18 protein-coding genes and 1 pseudogene are annotated in these 18,068 nt (G+C 62.9%); 6 read left to right on the plus strand and 13 right to left on the minus strand.

All coding sequences use genetic code 11. From position 1 onward, the window contains the following. Nucleotides 1-155: 155 nt before the first annotated feature. Nucleotides 156-2,210, minus strand: a complete 2,055-nt coding sequence (parE, locus tag YH62_RS00780) for a DNA topoisomerase IV subunit B (protein WP_046792970.1) — start codon at nucleotides 2,208-2,210, stop codon at nucleotides 156-158. Nucleotides 2,211-2,405: 195 nt separating this feature from the next. Between parE and YH62_RS00785 the strand changes: the two genes are divergently transcribed. The 4 genes from YH62_RS00785 (at nucleotide 2,406) to YH62_RS00800 (ending at nucleotide 6,556) form a co-directional block, all read left to right on the plus strand. Continuing rightward, on the plus strand, nucleotides 2,406-3,290 hold the full coding sequence (locus YH62_RS00785; RefSeq protein WP_046792256.1) for an alpha/beta fold hydrolase: 885 nt from the start codon (nucleotides 2,406-2,408) through the stop codon (nucleotides 3,288-3,290). A gap of 153 nt (nucleotides 3,291-3,443) precedes the next feature. After that, nucleotides 3,444-4,217 (plus strand): triose-phosphate isomerase, encoded by a 774-nt coding sequence (gene tpiA / locus YH62_RS00790; RefSeq protein WP_046792257.1) that lies wholly within the window; start codon nucleotides 3,444-3,446, stop codon nucleotides 4,215-4,217. Nucleotides 4,218-4,319: 102 nt separating this feature from the next. Further along, entirely contained in the window at nucleotides 4,320-4,790 is a 471-nt protein-coding gene (secG, locus tag YH62_RS00795) for a preprotein translocase subunit SecG (protein ID WP_082118200.1), read from the plus strand. Between the two features lie 128 nt (nucleotides 4,791-4,918). Then, nucleotides 4,919-6,556, plus strand: coding sequence for a CTP synthase (locus YH62_RS00800; RefSeq protein WP_082118201.1), 1,638 nt, complete (start codon nucleotides 4,919-4,921; stop codon nucleotides 6,554-6,556). Nucleotides 6,557-6,592: 36 nt separating this feature from the next. Here YH62_RS00800 and YH62_RS00805 read toward each other — a convergent pair whose 3' ends face one another. Further along, nucleotides 6,593-7,684: a citrate synthase/methylcitrate synthase gene (locus YH62_RS00805; RefSeq protein WP_046792260.1), complete on the minus strand. Its 1,092-nt coding sequence runs from the start codon at nucleotides 7,682-7,684 to the stop codon at nucleotides 6,593-6,595. Between the two features lie 63 nt (nucleotides 7,685-7,747). Between YH62_RS00805 and YH62_RS00810 the strand changes: the two genes are divergently transcribed. Further along, nucleotides 7,748-8,902 carry a citrate synthase gene (locus YH62_RS00810; RefSeq protein ID WP_245282023.1) on the plus strand — a complete coding sequence of 385 codons (1,155 nt, stop codon included), beginning with the start codon at nucleotides 7,748-7,750 and terminating at the stop codon, nucleotides 8,900-8,902. A 19-nt stretch (nucleotides 8,903-8,921) separates the two neighbouring features. Here YH62_RS00810 and glp read toward each other — a convergent pair whose 3' ends face one another. The 10 genes from glp to YH62_RS30405 form a co-directional block, all read right to left on the minus strand. Beyond that, nucleotides 8,922-10,136: a gephyrin-like molybdotransferase Glp gene (gene glp, locus YH62_RS00815; RefSeq protein WP_046792261.1), complete on the minus strand. Its 1,215-nt coding sequence runs from the start codon at nucleotides 10,134-10,136 to the stop codon at nucleotides 8,922-8,924. A gap of 3 nt (nucleotides 10,137-10,139) precedes the next feature. Then, the gene (gene moaC, locus YH62_RS00820; protein WP_046792262.1) at nucleotides 10,140-10,631 is read right to left on the minus strand and encodes a cyclic pyranopterin monophosphate synthase MoaC; all 492 of its coding nucleotides are present in this window, start codon (nucleotides 10,629-10,631) and stop codon (nucleotides 10,140-10,142) included. Further along, nucleotides 10,631-11,446, minus strand: a complete 816-nt coding sequence (gene trpC / locus YH62_RS00825; RefSeq protein ID WP_046792263.1) for an indole-3-glycerol phosphate synthase TrpC — start codon at nucleotides 11,444-11,446, stop codon at nucleotides 10,631-10,633. Before trpC ends, moaC begins: the two co-directional genes overlap by 1 nt. 7 nt (nucleotides 11,447-11,453) lie before the next feature. Beyond that, entirely contained in the window at nucleotides 11,454-12,470 is a 1,017-nt protein-coding gene (gene trpD / locus YH62_RS00830; RefSeq protein ID WP_046792264.1) for an anthranilate phosphoribosyltransferase, read from the minus strand. Between the two features lie 12 nt (nucleotides 12,471-12,482). After that, a complete protein-coding gene (locus YH62_RS00835) occupies nucleotides 12,483-14,372 on the minus strand; it encodes a peptidylprolyl isomerase (protein WP_046792265.1) in 1,890 nt (629 codons plus the stop codon). A gap of 115 nt (nucleotides 14,373-14,487) precedes the next feature. Then, on the minus strand, nucleotides 14,488-15,402 hold the full coding sequence (locus tag YH62_RS00840) for a DUF72 domain-containing protein (protein WP_046792266.1): 915 nt from the start codon (nucleotides 15,400-15,402) through the stop codon (nucleotides 14,488-14,490). Nucleotides 15,403-15,464: 62 nt separating this feature from the next. Continuing rightward, nucleotides 15,465-15,812 (minus strand): DMT family protein, encoded by a 348-nt coding sequence (locus YH62_RS00845; RefSeq protein ID WP_046792267.1) that lies wholly within the window; start codon nucleotides 15,810-15,812, stop codon nucleotides 15,465-15,467. A gap of 90 nt (nucleotides 15,813-15,902) precedes the next feature. After that, nucleotides 15,903-16,625 (minus strand): hypothetical protein, encoded by a 723-nt coding sequence (locus YH62_RS00850; protein WP_046792268.1) that lies wholly within the window; start codon nucleotides 16,623-16,625, stop codon nucleotides 15,903-15,905. Between the two features lie 46 nt (nucleotides 16,626-16,671). Further along, a complete protein-coding gene (locus tag YH62_RS30400; RefSeq protein ID WP_170986349.1) occupies nucleotides 16,672-16,830 on the minus strand; it encodes a hypothetical protein in 159 nt (52 codons plus the stop codon). Between the two features lie 168 nt (nucleotides 16,831-16,998). Continuing rightward, a complete protein-coding gene (locus tag YH62_RS30405; RefSeq protein ID WP_170986348.1) occupies nucleotides 16,999-17,160 on the minus strand; it encodes a hypothetical protein in 162 nt (53 codons plus the stop codon). Between the two features lie 235 nt (nucleotides 17,161-17,395). On the opposite strand from YH62_RS30405, the gene YH62_RS29270 reads away from it, so the two are divergent. Further along, nucleotides 17,396-17,569 carry a DUF1328 domain-containing protein gene (locus tag YH62_RS29270; protein WP_046792269.1) on the plus strand — a complete coding sequence of 58 codons (174 nt, stop codon included), beginning with the start codon at nucleotides 17,396-17,398 and terminating at the stop codon, nucleotides 17,567-17,569. An 84-nt stretch (nucleotides 17,570-17,653) separates the two neighbouring features. On the opposite strand, the pseudogene YH62_RS00860 reads toward YH62_RS29270, so the two are convergent. Next, a pseudogene (locus tag YH62_RS00860) lies at nucleotides 17,654-18,062 on the minus strand (GFA family protein). Between the last annotated feature and the right edge of the window lie 6 nt (nucleotides 18,063-18,068).

Below are 18,068 nucleotides of genomic sequence, written 5' to 3' on the forward strand. Positions count from 1 at the left end.
GCTGCCGAGGTCAATCGTACAAGTGTAGCCCCAATGGGTTTAAAATGAAGCTTACTTATAGGGCGTAGCCGGTAGATGCGATAGAAATATGAACAAAAGCGGACCGGACACTTTCGCGCACCCGGTCCGACGCGGCTTGCACTTTTCCAAGCCGGTCAAATATCGAGATTTTCCGCAAAGGCGGCGCGCTCCTGAATGAAGCGGAAACGGGCATCGGCCTTCGTGCCCATGAGATTGTCGACCGCCTCGCGGGTGCCTTCGAAATCCACGTCGTCGATCTCGACGCGCAGCAGCGTGCGCTTTTCGGGATCCATGGTGGTTTCCTTCAACTGCGAGGCCATCATCTCGCCGAGACCCTTGAAACGGCCGATCTCGACCTTCTTGCCTTTGAAGACGGTTTCCATCAGCTCGGTGCGGTGGGCATCGTCGCGGGCATAGACGGTCTTGCCGCCCTGGCGCAGGACATAGAGCGGCGGCACGGCCAGGTAGAGGTGGTTGCCGCGGATCAGCTCCGGCATCTCCTGATAGAAGAAGGTGATGAGCAGCGAGGCGATATGGGCGCCGTCGACGTCGGCGTCGGTCATGATGATGACGCGCTCGTAGCGGAGATCCTCCTCGCGGTATTTCGAGCGCGTGCCGCAGCCGAGCGCCTGAATGAGATCGGCGATCTGCTGATTGGCGGACAGCTTTTCGCGGCTGGCACTGCCGACGTTGAGGATCTTGCCGCGCAGCGGCAGGATGGCCTGATTGGCGCGGTTGCGGCCCTGCTTGGCCGAGCCGCCTGCCGAGTCACCCTCGACGATGAAGAGTTCTGCACCCTCCGCCGTGTTCTGCGAGCAATCGGCAAGCTTGCCGGGAAGGCGCAGCTTGCGCACCGCGCTCTTGCGGTTGACTTCCTTTTCCTTGCGCCGGCGCAGGCGCTCTTCGGCGCGCTCGATGACCCAGTCGAGCAGCTTGGCCGCTTCACCCGGATTGCCGGCGAGATAATGGTCGAAGGGATCGCGAAGCGCGTTCTCGACGATGCGCTGCGCCTCGACGGTTGCGAGCTTGTCCTTGGTCTGGCCGACGAATTCCGGCTCGCGGATGAAGACGGAGAGCATGCCGACGGCCGAGATCATCACGTCGTCGGTGGTGATTTCCCTGGCGCGCTTGTTCTGCGTCAGCTCGGCATAGTTCTTCAGGCCTTTTGTGAGCGCGATGCGAAGCCCTGCCTCGTGCGTGCCGCCTTCCGGTGTGGGAATCGTGTTGCAGTAGGAATGGAGTTGCGGGTCGCCGCCATACCAGGTGATCGCCCATTCCAGCGCGCCGTGGCCGCCGGTCTTCTCCGTCCGGCCGGCGAAGATTTCGCGCGTGACGGTGAATTCCTTGCCGAGCGTCGCGGAAAGATAATCCTTCAGGCCGCCGGGGAAGTGGAAGACAGCCTTTTCCGGAATTTCTCCGCCAGCGGGCACGACGCCGGGATCGCAGCTCCAGCGGATTTCGACGCCGCCGAAGAGATAGGCCTTGGAGCGGGCCATGCGGAAAATGCGGCCGGCATCGAATTTCGCATGATCGCCGAAAATCTGCGGATCGGGATGGAAGCGCACCTTCGTGCCGCGGCGGTTCTGCACGTCGCCGAGATGCTCCAGGCCGCCCTGAGGCGCCCCACGGGAGAAGCGCTGACGGTAGAGCTTGCGGTTGCGGGCGACCTCGACTTCCAGGAAATCGGAAAGCGCGTTGACCACCGAGACGCCGACACCGTGCAGGCCGCCGGAGGTCTCGTAGGCCTTGCCGTCGAACTTGCCGCCGGCATGCAGCTTGGTCATGATGACTTCGAGGGTGGACTTGCCCGGCACCTGCGGATGGTTTTCGACGGGAATGCCGCGGCCGTTGTCCGTGACGGTCAGGAAGCCTTCGGCGTCGAGATGCACTTCGATGAAATCGGCATGACCGGCGACCGCTTCGTCCATCGAATTGTCGATGACTTCCGCGAACAGGTGGTGCAGCGCCTTCTCGTCCGTGCCGCCGATATACATGCCGGGACGCATGCGGACAGGCTCGAGACCTTCGAGCACGCGGATAGAGGAAGCGCCGTAATCGTCACCGGTGCCTACCGGGGCAGGGCGCGGCGAAACGGGCTCCGGCGCGCGCGCCGAAGGTGCCGGCTCGAGGTCAACGGGCTTTGCAGCGGCTACGGGAAGTTCCGCAAAAAGGTCGTTATTGTCATCCATCGGCTGCGTCGATACTACCTGTCGGGGTGCGGAGGAAGAGGCCATACCCATCTCATGCTGTTTCGAATCACCTGCGATTGTGCCAGAAACCCGGCTTTTTCGCGATGCCGCAGGGAAACGGTTTTCCGTGACCAATGCGGCCGTGCATCGGTAATGGCAAGCAGCCAAGCCTCGAACAAGCGGTGAGAAGGCGCCATGTCCACAGTTCATTTCATCCGCGGCGCGATTTTCGCTGGCTTTGCGATATTGGCGGCAAGTCCCGCCGGTGCGCAGCAAGGGCCGATCAAGCCATTCAAGGACGAACTCTTCTCGCGCCAGACCGTTCTGGAAAGCAGGGACGGCGGCGCATACGAGGTGATCGACTACCAGGAAATGCGCGATATCAACGGGCGCGACCAGGTGCCGGAGCGCCGGGTGAAAAGCGCCTATGTCTCGACCGCGGTGAGACGCCAGCAGCAGGACAAGACGCTCGATCTCGGCGGCCGGCGTATCGATGTCACCAGGGTGGGACAGGAGAAGGGCGCTGCCTTCACGGTGATCTTCATCCATGGGCGGGGCGGCGACCGGCGTCTCGGTGTCAACGACTATTCCTTCGGCGGCAATTTCAACCGGCTGAAGAACCTGACCGCCGGCAATGGCGGCACCTATTATTCACCGAGCGTCACCTCCTTCGACGACAAGGGTATCAAGGATATCGCGGCGCTTGTCCGCTATTCCTTCGAGCAATCTGGCGGGCGGCCGGTGATCCTTGCCTGCGCGTCGATGGGCGGCATGATCTGCTCCGGCATCAGCCGTGATGCGGGGGCGGCGCGCCATCTTGCGGGAATGGTGCTGCTCGGCGGTCCTCCGGATGGCGACTACTCGGCCACTCCGGCCGCAAAGCTCCGCCTGCCGGTCTATTTCGCCCATGGCAGCGCCGACAGCGTCTATCCGGCCAAGCAGCAGGAGGCGATCTTCGGGCGGCTCCAGGCGGGCGGCTATCCCGCTCGCTTCACCCTTTTCGAAACCGGCACTCACGGCACGCCCATCCGGATGACGGACTGGCGAAAAGTGCTCAACTTCCTGCTGACGGCACGCTAGGAGGCCGAAAAATCTCCATTCATGGCGGAATCTGCCTCCCTTTGCGGACGTCCTGTCATTTTTCATGGATTTTCCGGGAGACCTGTCTAAAACCTTCCGGGAAGTTTTGGATCGGCCGTTCCCGGCGGCCGCTGGAAGGGGATATCTCGATCGATGACGCCTGATGTGCGCCCGCTGGTGGCGGGAAACTGGAAGATGAACGGCACGCGTGCCTCACTGGATCAGATCAAGGCAATTGCCGAGGGCGTTTCGAGGAGTGGGCTTCCCGACAAGATAGACGCGCTGATCTGCCCGCCGGCGACGCTGCTTTACGTCTCCACCGCGCTTGCGACCGACAGTCCGCTGATGATCGGCGCGCAGGATTGCCACCAGGAGGTTTCCGGTGCGCATACGGGCGATGTTTCGGCGGAAATGATCGCCGATTGCTTCGGAACCCATGTGATCGTCGGGCATTCCGAGCGCCGCAGCGATCACGCCGAGACGGATCATCTCATCTGCGCCAAGGCGAAGGCCGCCCATGCCGCAGAGCTTACCGCCATCATATGCATCGGAGAAACCGCGGGAGAGCGGGACGCCGGCCAGACCCTCGATATCCTGAAGCGCCAGCTCGCCGGGTCCGTTCCGGACGAAGCGACGGCGGAGAACACCGTGATCGCCTACGAGCCGGTATGGGCGATCGGCACCGGCGTCACGCCGACCGCGGCGGATGTGGAGAAGGCGCATGCCTTCATGCGCGCCGAACTCGTGAAGCGTTTCGGCGGCGAGGGGAAGAAGATGCGCATCCTCTATGGCGGCTCGGTAAAGCCGGGCAACGCCGGAGAATTGATGGGCATTGCCAATGTCGACGGCGCGCTGATCGGCGGCGCGAGCTTGAAAGCCTCGGATTTCCTCGCCATCTACGCTGCCTATGAGGGGCTTACAGTGTAATCCTTCGAAAACGTCCGGAAGGGCTTGGAATGCGCGCCGGCCTCATGTAAAGAGCCGCCAACCTCTTATTGTTGCCTCCTTCGGGGAGGCATGGATTGTATCATGCAGACCGTTCTTATCGTCATCCATCTCATGATCGTGCTTGCGCTCGTCGGCGTCGTGCTGATCCAGCGCTCGGAAGGCGGCGGGCTCGGCGTCGGCGGCGGCTCCGGCTTCATGTCGGCCCGCGGCACGGCCAATGCGCTGACCCGCACCACCGCCATCCTCGCGACGCTTTTCTTCATCACGTCGCTGACGCTCGGCATTCTGGCGCGGTACGAATCCCGGCCGACCGATATTCTCGACCGGATTCCGGCAACGCAGGGCTCCGGCAACGGCATCCTCGATTCGCTCGGCCCGGCACCGACGCAGCAGACGCCCGCACCGGCCGGCAATGGCGTACCCTCCGATTCCGGCGCGGCCGCTCCGGCTCCTGCCGCACCGAACGCGGCGGCGCCCGCAGCGCCCGCCAACGGTGCCGCACCGGCAGAGCCCGCTCCCGCGGCTCCGACGGGTGTACCGACCGGCCAGTAAGGCTGGGGTCAAAGCTTCAATCTCCGGCAGGCCAAAAGCCTGCCGGTTTTCTTTTGTGAAGATTCCACAACCGTTTTTCGTCAAACGGACGATTTGGGCTGGCGGAATCACTAATGAAAAGGTATCCGATGACTCCCATGGCGCGATATGTATTCATCACTGGCGGCGTGGTTTCCTCCCTCGGAAAAGGAATTGCGGCCGCGGCTCTCGGAGCGTTGTTGCAGGCCCGTGGTTATCGGGTGCGGCTTCGCAAGCTCGACCCCTATCTGAACGTGGACCCGGGCACCATGAGCCCGACCCAGCACGGCGAGGTCTTCGTTACCGACGACGGTGCGGAAACCGACCTCGATCTCGGTCATTACGAACGCTTCACCGGCCGTTCGGCCACCAAGACCGACAACATCACCACTGGCCGCATCTACAAGAACATCATCGACAAGGAACGCCGCGGCGACTATCTCGGCGCGACCGTGCAGGTGATCCCGCACGTCACCAACGAGATCAAGGACTTCGTCACCGAGGGCAATGAGGACTACGATTTCGTGATCTGCGAAATCGGCGGCACGGTGGGCGATATCGAGGCCATGCCTTTCCTCGAAGCGATCCGCCAGCTCGGAAACGATCTGCCGCGCGGCAGCGCCGTCTATCTTCATCTGACGCTGATGCCCTATATTCCGGCTGCGGGTGAGCTCAAGACAAAGCCGACCCAGCATTCGGTCAAGGAACTGCAGGCGCTCGGCATCGCGCCGGACATCCTGCTTGTGCGCGCCGACCGGGAAATTCCGGAAGCCGAGCGCCGCAAGCTCTCGCTTTTCTGCAACGTGCGTCCTTCCGCCGTCATCCAGGCGCTCGACGTCGCCAATATCTACGACGTGCCCATGGCCTACCACAAGGAAGGGCTGGATTCGGAAGTGCTGGCGGCCTTCGGCATCGAGCCGGCGCCCAAGCCGCGCCTCGATCCCTGGGAAGAGGTCTGCAACCGTATCCACACGCCGGAAGGCGAGGTGACAATCGCCATCGTCGGCAAATATACCGGCCTCAAGGATGCCTATAAGTCGCTGATCGAGGCGCTGCATCACGGCGGCATCGCCAACCACGTCAAGGTCAAGCTCGAGTGGATCGAGTCGGAGGTCTTCGAGAAGGAGGACCCGGCGCCTTACCTGGAAAAGGTCCACGGCATTCTCGTGCCGGGCGGCTTCGGCGAGCGCGGCGCGCAGGGCAAGATCAACGCGGCGCGCTTCGCCCGCGAGCGGAACGTGCCCTATTTCGGCATCTGCTTCGGCATGCAAATGGCGGTGCTGGAAGCGGCCCGCAATCTTGCCGGCATCGAACAGGCATCCTCGACGGAATTCGGCAAGACCCCGGAACCGGTCGTCGGCCTGATGACGGAATGGGTGAAGGGCAACGAGCTGGAGAAGCGCTCGGCCTCCGGCGATCTCGGCGGCACGATGCGTCTCGGCGCCTATAAGGCGGCGCTGAAGAAGGACACCAAGATCGCCGACATCTACGGTTCGACCGATATTTCCGAGCGCCATCGCCACCGCTACGAGGTGAACATCGACTACATGCAGCGTCTGGAGAGCTGCGGTCTGGTCTTCTCGGGCATGTCGCCGGACGGCCTCCTGCCGGAGACGATCGAGTATCCGGACCATCCGTGGTTCATCGGCGTGCAGTATCATCCGGAACTGAAGAGCCGCCCGCTCGATCCGCATCCGCTCTTTGCAAGCTTTATCGAAGCGGCGCTGGAGCAGAGCCGCCTCGTCTAAGACATTAAAAAACCCGGCCAAGGCCGGGTTTTTCTTTCAAGCAGCCGCCTGCGGCAAGGGGCCGACATAGACGGACCGGGGCCGGATCAGCCTGCCTTCGAGCGCCTGTTCGCGGGCATGGGCGATCCAGCCGACCGTACGGCCGATGGCGAACACGCCGGTAAAGGCCTCGCGCGGAAAGCCGAGTGCCTCCAGGAGCAGAGCCGTGTAGAACTCCACGTTGACGTCGAGCGGCCGGTCCGGCTTTCTCTCCTTGAGGGTCGCAAGCGCCGCCTGTTCGACGGCTTCTGCGAGCCGAATGCGGTCCCGATCGACCTGGCCGGTGGCAACGAGCGGCTTCAACGCATCCTTCAACGCATCGGCACGCGGATCGCGCACACGGTAGATGCGATGGCCGAAACCCATCAATCGCTCGCCGCGATCGAGTGCCTCGCCAAGCCAGGTCTCGGCATGTGCTTCGCTGCCCACGTCATCCAGCATATCGAGGACCGGGCCCGGCGCGCCGCCGTGCAGCGGACCCTTGAGCGCGCTGACGGCCGCGAGAACCGAGGACGTGAGGCCCGCCTTGGTGGAGGCGATCACGCGGGAGGCGAAGGTCGAGGCATTGAGCCCATGGTCGGAGATCGTCACCAGATAGGCATCGAGCGCCGCCACCTGTTCCTTGCTCGGCAGCGCGCCGTTCAGCATAGCGAGGATATCGGCCGACTGCGACAACGACGGGTTTGGCGCGATCGGGGTTTCACCCTTCCGGAGCCGCAGCACGGCGGGCAGGAACACGGCCGGCGCCGCCAGGAGACGCAATGCGGTCTCGAAATCCTCGCCATCGGCGAGCCGGGCAGTCAGCGCGCGCATGGCATCCACCGGCGGCAGCTTTTCCAGCATGGCGTCCATGGCCTGGACATTCGCGAAGACCTCGGCGCGGGCCCGGCCGAGCTGCACCTTCAGCTCCGAGACAGAGATCGGGCGATCGAAAAAGCCGTCCAGCAGCAGCGCGGCCGTGTCCTCATAGGTCGCGTGCGTCACGAGATGATCGAGCGATACGCCGCGGATGATCAGGCGGCCCGCTTCGCCATCCACGTCCGAGAGCCGAGTTTCGGCGGCAATGACGTCTTCAAGTCCGTTGTTCATGGTGTTTCTCCTTTACGGAAGGGATGATCGAACCTACAAGCATTGACGTCAATCTTGATGTAAATGATCAATATGAATACGCTCTGGATCACCGCCGAAGAGGCACTTGCGCTGCTGCGAACCAAACCGCAGACGCTCTATGCCAATGTCAGCCGAGGGCGCATCCGCGCCAAACCCGATCCGGCGGAGCCGCGCCGCAGCCTCTATCTGGTCGATGACGTGAAGCGGCTGGCGGAACGCCATGCGGGGCGACGAAAATCATCGGCCGTTGCCGCTGAGGCGATTCGCTGGGGCGATCCGGTTCTGCCGACGACGATTTCCTCCATTGCCAACGAGCGGCTTTCCTATCGCGGCAAGAACGCCGTCGAACTTTCGGCGCATGCAAGCCTCGAGGAGGTGGCGGCTCTTCTCTGGGAGGCGGCGGAGGTGCGCGTGGAAGCGGGCATGGCGGAAGGGGAAGCCTCACGCATGGAAGCCGCCTTCGGCAGGCTCGCGGCACGCGTGATGACCGATCTGCCGGCGCTCAGGCGCAAACCCTTCGTCCTGCGGGCGGAGGCGGCAGATGTATTGTCGAGCGTTGCCGCCGCACTTGCGCCCTGGCCGGAACCTCTGCCTCTGCATGAACGACTGGCGTATGGCTGGCAGAGGCCCGAGGCGGCCGAGCCGATCCGCAAGGCGCTTGTGCTCTTAGCCGAGCACGAACTCAACGTCTCTGCCTTCGCAGCCCGCGTGACGGCTTCCTCGGGAGCTGCCCTTTCGGCTGCAACGCTTTCGGGCCTTGCGACGCTCACGGGGCCGCGGCATGGCGGCGCCTGGATCAGCGTGACGGTGCTGATGGAAAAGGCCGCTTCCGTCGGCGTTCGGGAGGCAATACGCGGGACGCTTTCTTCCGAGGGTGTCGTCAGAGCCTTCGGTCACCGGCTCTATCCGCACGGCGATCCGCGCGCCAAGGCGTTGATGGCGAGTTTCGAGGCGCCGCCGCTTTACGCGGCGCTGGCGGAAGCCGGAGAAGAACTGCTGGGCGAGCCGGTCAACATCGATTTCGCGCTGGCGACGCTCGCCGATACGTTCAAGCTTCCGGATGATGCACCGCTCGTCATCTTCGCGCTTGCGCGTACAGTCGGATGGCTTGCGCATGCGATAGAGCAGGTGGAGAGCGGTCAGATGATACGGCCGCGGGCCCGCTATGCCAGCCCTGTCGCCGAGGAAGGACTATAAGCGCGTCCCGCAGACCGGATCAGGGCCGTATCAACAAGATAGGGCAGGGCGATCCGGCCGGCAGTTCCGGGGCATGCGGAGGGCGGATGATGAGCGCATCGGAATGGGCGAAGATCTTCATCATCGATGAATCCTGCTTTCGGAAGGGCTCGACCATGAGGTTGCCGTCACGATCGCTCGTGAGCCTGGAGCGCAGATAATCCTGCCGCTGGTCGTTGGCCGAAAGTGCGGCGGCGGTGATGGCCTGGGCCTCGCGCCGGCGTTTCGGCAGACGGGCAAGTTTTCGAAGCAGCGGCTCGAGGAAGAGTATTCCGGTGACGAGGCTCGCGACCGGATTGCCGGGAAGGCCAAGCACCTGCATTTCCCCGAGCCTGCCGACCATCAGCGGCTTGCCGGGGCGCATGGCGATGCGCCAGAAATCCAGCGCCATGCCGGCATCCTTCAACGTTGCCTGCACGAGATCGTGGTCGCCGACGGAAGCCCCGCCGAGCGTGACCAGCGCATCGACCCCAGCGGCGCGCGCCTGCCGGATCGCCTCGGCAATCGCCTCCTGCCGGTCCGGCACGATGCCGAGATCGAGCACCTCGCCGCCGTTGTCGCGCACCAGGGCCGCAATGCCGAAGGTGTTGGAGGCGATGATCTGCGCCTCGCCGGGCTCGCCTCCGGGCTGGATCAGCTCGTCGCCGGTGGCAAGAAGCGCGATCCTGGGACGGCGGAAGACGGGAAGGCTCGCATGGTTCATGGCGGCGGCAACCGTCAGATGCGAGAAGTCGAGGAGCGTGCCTGCCGGCAGAACGGTTTCGCCTTCGGTGAAATCCTGACCGCGGGGGCGGACATGGCGTCCCTTGACGACTTGGATCTTCGCGCGGATGCGGTCTCCGTCGAGCTTTTCGGCATCCTCCTGGATGAGGATGGAATCGGCGCCTTCCGGCACCGGCGCGCCGGTGAAGATGCGCACGGCCTCTCCCTTGCCGACGCTGCCAGCAAAGGTGTGACCCGCGGCGGCGGTGCCGATGACGGTCAGTTCAGCGCCGGGATGCGGAGCATCCTCTGACCGGAGCGCATAGCCGTCCATGGCGGAGGCATCGAAAGGCGGCTGGGTAAGGCGGGCGAGCACGTCTTCGGCAAGCACGCGGCCGTTCGCCTCGGAAAGCGGCACTAGCTCGGTTCCGGTAATGGGTCCGGCATTATCGAGCAAGCGGTTCCTTGCTTCCGAAACAGGCACCAGCGCCATGGCTCAATCCTCCTCGCGGCGATAGCTGCCCGACTTTCCGCCGGTCTTTTCCAGGAGGCGGATACCGCCGATCTCCATGCCTTTGTCGGCGGCCTTGGCCATGTCATAGATCGTAAGGCAAGCCACCGAAACGGCGGTCAGCGCCTCCATCTCGACGCCGGTCTTGCCGGTGAGTTTGGCGGTCGCGGTCACCCGCAGGCCCGGCAAGGTCTCGTCCTCCGTGATTTCCACCGACACTTTGGTCAGCATCAGCGGATGGCAGAGGGGAATGAGATCGGAGGTCTTCTTGGCGGCCATGATGCCGGCAAGACGCGCCGTGCCGATCACATCGCCCTTCTTCGCATTGCCCTCCCGGATGAGCTTCAGCGTGTCCGGCTGCATACGCACATATCCCTCGGCGGTCGCCGAGCGGCTGGTCTCGGCCTTGTCGCCGACATCGACCATATGCGCCTCGCCGGAAGCGCCGATATGGGTGAGGCGTGGCGCTTGCGCCATCACTCGGCCGCCACGTTCGCCGCTTCGCCGGTCAGAAGCGTGCGTGTCGCGGCAGCGACGTCTTCCTTGCGCATCAGGCTTTCCCCGACGAGGAAGGTGGTGATGCTGGATTTTTCGAGGCGACGGCAATCGTCATGGGTGAAGATGCCGCTTTCGCCGACCAGGAGGCGGTCAGACGGAACCATGGCGGCGAGCTTCTCGCTGGTTTCGAGGCTGACTTCGAAAGTGCGCAGATTGCGGTTGTTGATGCCGATCAGCGGCGAGGAGAGCTTCAAAGCCCGTTCCATCTCTTCCGCATCGTGGACCTCGACAAGCACATCCATGCCGAGTTCGAAAGCCTCGTCCTGCAATTCCTTCGCCTCGTCGTCTGTCAGCGAAGCCATGATGAGCAGGATGCAATCCGCACCCCAGGCGCGGGCTTCATGCACCTGGTAGGTGTCGAACATGAAATCCTTGCGAAGCGCGGGCAGCGAGCACGCATTTCGGGCCGCCGTCAGGAATTCCGGCGCGCCCTGGAAACTCGGCGCATCGGTGAGCACCGAAAGGCAGGCAGCGCCGCCAGCCTCATAGGCAACGGCAAGCGCAGGCGGATCGAAATCCGGGCGGATCAGGCCCTTGGAGGGGCTCGCCTTCTTGATCTCGGCGATCAGCCCGAAGATGCTAGCCTGCTGCCTGGCCTTCAATGCCTCGTAGAAGCCGCGCACAGGCGTCTGATCGGCGGCGCGCGCCTTGAGCTCGGCCAGAGGCACGCGCGATTTCGCCGCTGCGATTTCCTCGCGCTTGTAGGTCTCGATCTTTTTCAGGATATCGGTCATGACGGTCTCAATCCTCGTCATTGGAGACGGCGACCAAACGGTCGAGTGCGGCCGCGGCGTTGCCGCCGTCGAGCGACTGCGTGGCGAGCCTCATGCCGTCCATGATCGTCTCCGCCTTGCCTGCAACGATCAGCGCGGCTGCGGCGTTGCAGAGCGAAATATCGCGATAGGCATTTTTCGCACCGGAAAGCACCTTGCGCAAGGCGGCCGCGTTGGCAACGCCATCGCCACCCTTCAGGTCGGCAAGGGTGGCGGGAGCGACGCCGAAATCGGCGGGCGTCAGGTCGAAGCTGCGGATCTTGCCGTCTTCGAGCGCGACGACATTGGTGGTGCCGGTGGTGGTGATCTCGTCCATGCCGTCGCCATAGACGACCCAGATCGTCTCGGAACCCAGATCGCGGAGCACTTCGGCGATCGGCTGCAGCCAGCGGGGGGAGAAGACGCCGAGAAGCTGGCGTTTCGCACCGGCCGGATTGGAGAGCGGGCCGAGGATGTTGAAGATCGTGCGGGTGCCGAGTTCGACGCGGCTCGGGCCGACATGGCGCATGGCCGAGTGGTGCTGCGAGGCGAACATGAAACCTATCCCGGCTTCGCGGATGCAGCGGGCGATGCGGGCGGGGCCGATTTCAAGATTGACGCCGAGGGCCGAAAGCGCGTCGGCTGCGCCGGATTTCGAGCTCAGCGCCCGGTTGCCGTGTTTTGCGACCGGGACGCCGCAGCCGGCGACGATCAGCGAGGCGAGGGTGGAGATGTTATAGGTTCCCGTGCCGTCGCCCCCGGTGCCGACGATATCGACGGCCTCGGGGGAAGCCTCGACCGCCAGCATCTTGGACCGCATGGTGGCGACCGCGCCGGCGATCTCGTCGACGGTTTCTCCGCGCACCCGGAGCGCCATCAGGAAACCACCGATCTGCGAGGGTGTCGCTTCACCCGACATGAGGATGTCGAAGGCCTCGCGAGCCTCCTCTCGGGTGAGGCTTTCGCCGTTGGCGACCTTGGCGATGAGGGGCTTCAATTCCGGCATCCGTTCCGCCCCTTACCGGATCATCTGGGTCGCCTGGTCGGCGGCAGCCTGGTTGATCGTTACGCCATAGTCGCTCTGAAGGCGGTTGACCATCTGGTCCAGCATGTCGTCGCCGGCGGATTCGGCGATCCGGTCGAGTTGCGGGTCGCTGGAAAGCGCGTCGGTCGGCGCCTGCTCGCTGCTGGTCACCGTCAGGAGAAGACGGCTTTCGCCATCGGCCGCAAGCGCCGTACCGGTCGCGCCGACCGGTCCCGAAAAGGCTGCGGCGATCGCTTCGTTGCCGAAGATCGCATCTTCGGCATTGCGGCGCACACCTTGCTTCGTCTCGACGGAAAGGCCGAGTTCGCCGGCGATCGCGGCAAGCGTTTCGCCCTTGTCCAGCCGGCCCTTGAGTTCGTTGGCGCGTGCCGTCAGTGCCTGGCGCTGCTGTTCAGCGGTCCAATCCGCGACGACGCGTTCGCGCACCTCGGAAAGGGTACGGTCGCGCTCGGGGATGACTTCGCGAACCTCGAACCACAGATAGCCGTCGTTGCCGAAGTTGACCGGCAGGGCGTCTGCGCCCGGTTCGGTGCGGAAGACGTCCTGCAGGAGATTGGCAACGGCGGGAAGGCCTTCGATCTTCTCACCCTGGTCGCCATTGCCGGAGGCGTCGGCCGTTACCGTGGCGGCCTTCAGATTGAGTTCCTTCGCCGCTTCCTCGAGTGTCGAACCGGCGGCCCGAAGTTCTTCGAAACGGTCATGGGCATTGGCCACTTCCTGCGAGGCGGCGGCGATCGCCAATTGCTGGCGAACCTCTTCCTTCACCTCGTCGAAGCTCTTGGTCGTTTCCGGCCGGATGTTAGTGACACGCAGGATAACTGAACCGAAAGCGCCCTGGACGGCCGGGGTGGTGCCACCCTCGGTGTTCACCGCGAAGGCCGCGTCGGCGATCGACTGGTCCGGCATCTTCTCCTTGCTGAACTCGCCGAGCATCACGTCGGCGGAGGTCTTGCCCTGATCGGCTACGAGTTGGTCGAAGGTGGCGGTGCCGTCCTTGAGCTGGGTGGCGGCGGCATCGGCCATTTCCTTGTTCGGGAATATGAGCTGCTCGATGGTGCGCGCGCCGTGCGTGGTGAAGCTGTCCTTGCGGCGCTCGTATTCGGCGCGCACCTCGTCGTCGGAAATGGAAGACGGGACGGCAATATCGGCCGGCTGCAGCGTCACGTAGGTGAAGGTGCGGAATTCCGGCGCGCGATAGCGGTTCTTGGCACCTTCGAACCAGGCGTTCAGCACGTCGTCGGCCGGAGCCTTGACCGGATCGATATTGGCGTTGGAGAGCAGGACATATTCGACGGTGCGGCTTTCGTCACGATACTGCTTCAACGCGTCGACAAGCACCTGCGGCGGCTTGAAGCCGTCCGACACCGCCTCGACGATCTGGCTGCGCACGGCGACCTTGCTGCGCTCGGTGATGTAGTCGTCTTCCCTGAGGCCGGCATTGCGCAGCCGCGTGGTGAAGAGATTGCGGTCGAACTGGCCGTTCGTGGCATGGAAGGCGGGGTCTTCGGCAATCAGCGTCGCGAGACGATCGTGCGACATGCCGAGGTTCATGTCGTCGGCGAGCTGGTCGAGCGCGGCGCCTGCCGCAAGCTGCGCGAACACCTGGCTTTCGAGGCCGAAGGCGCGTGCCTGCTCGGGCGTGAGCTGGGTGCCGAACTGGCGGCTGAGGCCGGCAATCTGGCGCTGGTAGGCGAGGGCGAATTCCTGCATGGAAATCTCCTGATCGCCCACCGACAGAACGGTGTTTGAGCCGTTCGTCAACATCGACGTTGAAACGCCCCATATGCCGAAGGAGAGGACCAGCAGCAGAAGCAGCGCCTTCGCAACCCAGGATCGGGCCGCGTTTCTGAGGGAATCAAGCATCGATCAACATACCTTGCACAACAAATCAGCCGCTCCACAGGCGGTTTGAAGGAATGTCTCTAGAACAATCCGGGGCGGAATTGAAGGCGTGGTGGAGGAAAACTAAAAGTGAAGCTCAGCCGCGTCGGGCGGCCCGCGGCCGAGCCGTTTCGGGAGCGGCGCCGAGGCGGTCGGCGAGAGAGGCGGCATCGGCCGGTGCGCGCACCTTGGCGTCGTTGTCGAAATAGACGTAAACATCGCGTCCGCCGGCACGGGGAGGAGAGGCGGGCATGACGCGCTCGGCTTCCTTCGGATCTCGCCCCTTGACCCAGCCGCGGATCAGATGTGCCCAGTTGTCGAGCGCCTTGTCGTCATAGCCGCTGACATAGAGCTGCTCCGATCCATGCAGGCGGCAGTAGACGAAATCGGCCGTCAAATCCATCAGCAGCGGCCATTCGACGGTATCCGCCACCACGAGACCGGCGCGGTAATGCCGCAGCAGTCCCATGAATTCCTCCGAGCGGAAGCTGTCGTTGCGGATCTCCAGCGCATGGCGAAGCGGGCGCTTTTCATCGGTCTCGACATAGGCGCGGTCGTCGAGCCGCGAATCGTGCTTCCTGGCGAGCGCGGCCGCCTTTTCGGTATCGGCCGGCAGCAGTTTCAGAAAAGTCTCGAAACGCTCCCGGTCGAACTTCATTCGCGGCGGAAACTGCCAGAGGATAGGTCCGAGCTTCCTGCCGAGCCGCAGCGGACCCGAGGCGAAGAAATTGGCAAGCGGCGTCTCGATCTCCTTCAGGCGCCGCATATGGGTGATGTAGCGCGATCCCTTGACGGCAAAGACGAAATCCTCGGGCGTCGCGTCATACCAGGCGGCGAAGCTCTTCGGGCGCTGCAGGCCATAAAAGGTGCCGTTGATCTCGATCGAGCGGAAATGCTCCGCCGCATAGGAAAGCTCCTGCTTCTGCGGCAGGCCTTCCGGATAGAACACGCCACGCCAGGGCTTGTAGGTCCAGCCGGATATGCCGATGCGGATTTCGCCGGTCTTCTTCATCGCGCCACCTCGTGTTCCGCCGATATCCGAACGTCACGAAGTGGCCAGAGTTCCGACGGCGGCTATTTGGTGAAGATGAAGAAGGCGCCGAGCGCGATAAAGGCAAAGCCGACGATCTGTTTCCAGTGGACGGGCTCGCCAAGATAGAAGACCGAAAACAGCACGAAGACGGAAAGGGTAATGACTTCCTGGATGGTCTTGAGCTGCGCTGCGTTGAAATACCCATAGCCGATGCGGTTGGCGGGTACCTGGAAGCAGTATTCGAAAAAGGCGATTCCCCAGCTCACGAGGACCACCGCATAGAGCGCCTCGGTCTTGAACTTGAGGTGGCCGTACCAGGCGAATGTCATGAATATGTTTGAAAGCAGCAGCAAGCCGATGGTCAGGAAGGGAACGCCGGTGGTGGGCATGGGGGAATCCGTGAAAGGCGGGAGGAATTGCGTATCGCAACCATGTTCCTGCAGCAAATACAAGCGGCGGATTTGGGGCGCGGAAGGTGATCAATGACGGGAACTCGTCCGAGGTGAGCCCACATGCCGGGAATGGACCGCCTTGCAACGGGAGCGGAGAGGGCAGGCTGTGCAAACCGGATTGTGCAGGTGGCAGATCTTCTGGCCGTGAACCTTGATCATGATGTGCAGGTTCATGAAGTCCTCGGCGGTCCAATCCTCCATGGCTGCCACCACTATTTCGGTTGCCGCCCAGGCGGTGCTTTTGGGACCGATAATGCCGAAACGCTCGAACACCCTCAGGACATGCGTATCCGCCACGAAGAGCTCGGCATTCAGATTACTGAAGTTCAATGTTGCAGCCGCAACCTTCGGCCCGACACCATCGAGGGACTCGAGCCATGCCATCGCGTGGTTTCTTGAAAACCTCTCCAGGAAGGAAAGGTCGAAATCCGGATGTTCCGCCGCAATCGCCCGGAGAGCCTTCTGAAGGTGGCCCGCCTTGTCGCCGGCGAACCGGACTTCGCAGATCAGGTCATGAATATCCTCGACCGAAGCGGCCAGGAGATCCAGCAATTTCGGGTAGACGGTCGTAAGCTGGTCGAAAGCCTGCTGCGAAACCGGATCGCGCGTCCTGCTGCTGATGAGGGATTTCACCAATTGACCGGCAGGTGAGAGTGGCGGCAGAAGCCGCACGAAATTGAGGATCGGCAGGAGCTGCGCGCGAATCCACCCGATATCCTGCCTTATGCCGAAATCCAGAGCGGTCTGCATTCCTCATTTAAGAACAAATGAGGAACAAAATCAAGCGCCGCCGTGCTCAGTGCACCGTATTGTAGATTTCGTCTTCCATGATTCGGAACGCTTCATGGAGCGATTCGACCAGAATATCGGTCAGCTCATCGGCGCCGCGCTCCTCTAAAAGCAGCGCAATCGTGGCATCCGGGATATCCGTGTTCAGATCAACTTCGTTCGACATGTCATTCGTCCTCGTCCTCGCCGTATCACATCACGGCCGATAAGGCGACATACGAACCGGTGCTTGCGCCGAGCTTGAGACCTGACGGCTCCGAATGCTGGCCGAACCAGCCAGGGGGCAAGGGCAGGGCATCCCGCCGCACGCGGGACGCCCTTTCCGCGCGAAGGATTATTGCGAAGGAGCGGGCGTTGTCGGCGCCGGCTGTGTCGTTGCCGGAGGCGTTGCGGGGGATTCTCCGGTCGGCTGGTTTGTACCCGGTATCAGGAAGAGCACTGCGAGGATGATAACGACGACGACCACGATGCCGATGATCATGTTTCTGTTGTTCATGGGCTTCCTCCATTTCAGCGGTGATCCTGGATTGCAGGACGGTCACCTTTGCGATGTGGAGCCATGCAAGGGTTTTTCAAGCCGGTGCGGGCCTGGGAAATGTCGAAGGTAGAGAATGCCATCCGCCGGACGGCCTTCCAAACTAGCGCTGAGAGATAGCACGAGAGCGTAACTGCGCCTGGAACCTTCGGCAGCCGGTTCACGTTGTGCGGACCGGAAACAGAAGGAGAATCACATGCTGAAATGGGCTCTCATCTTTCTGGTGATTTCGCTGATCTCGGGCTTCCTGGGCTTCTCCGGAGTTTCGGCCGCAACCGCGACGATCGCCAAGATCCTGTTCTTCATCTTCCTGATCGGTTTCGTCATTTTCCTGGTCCTCGCCCTGATGGCCGGAAGCCTGGCGTTCTGAAGTAAAGCCTGAGGTTTTCGATGGAAGCCACTGTTCCGGCGTGTCCGGTGGCTTTCGGTTCCTTGTCGGTGGCGGCAGCCTCGGCTATCCGGCGGGCGGCATACGCCGGAACCGTTCCACCGCTTCGTCTAGCTGCACCCACGTATGTTTCGATTGCTCGAATACCGACATGACAGGTGGCGTGAAGGCCGGATCGGCAAGTGAACCGACCGCCACCCCGATTATGAAAGGCGAGGCATCGGGCTTCCAGTAGACGGTCGAGCCGCAAGCCGGGCAGAAATGCATCCGGACCTTGCGACCGCTCTCGGCATTACGAATGAATTCCGTGGATGCTCCCGAAATCTCGACACTTGTCTATCGAATAGAATGCGTTGGCGCTGAACGGCGCACCTGTTCTTCGCTGGCAAGCGAAACAGTGACACACCGCGGTCAATCGTGGCGGCTCGTTCAGCGTCAATCTAAGAGCGCCGCAGGCGCATTGGGCATTGGCCATGGAAAC

Origin of the sequence: Rhizobium sp. LC145 (assembly GCF_001005825.1) — a bacterium.
GTDB lineage: Bacteria > Pseudomonadota > Alphaproteobacteria > Rhizobiales > Rhizobiaceae > Neorhizobium.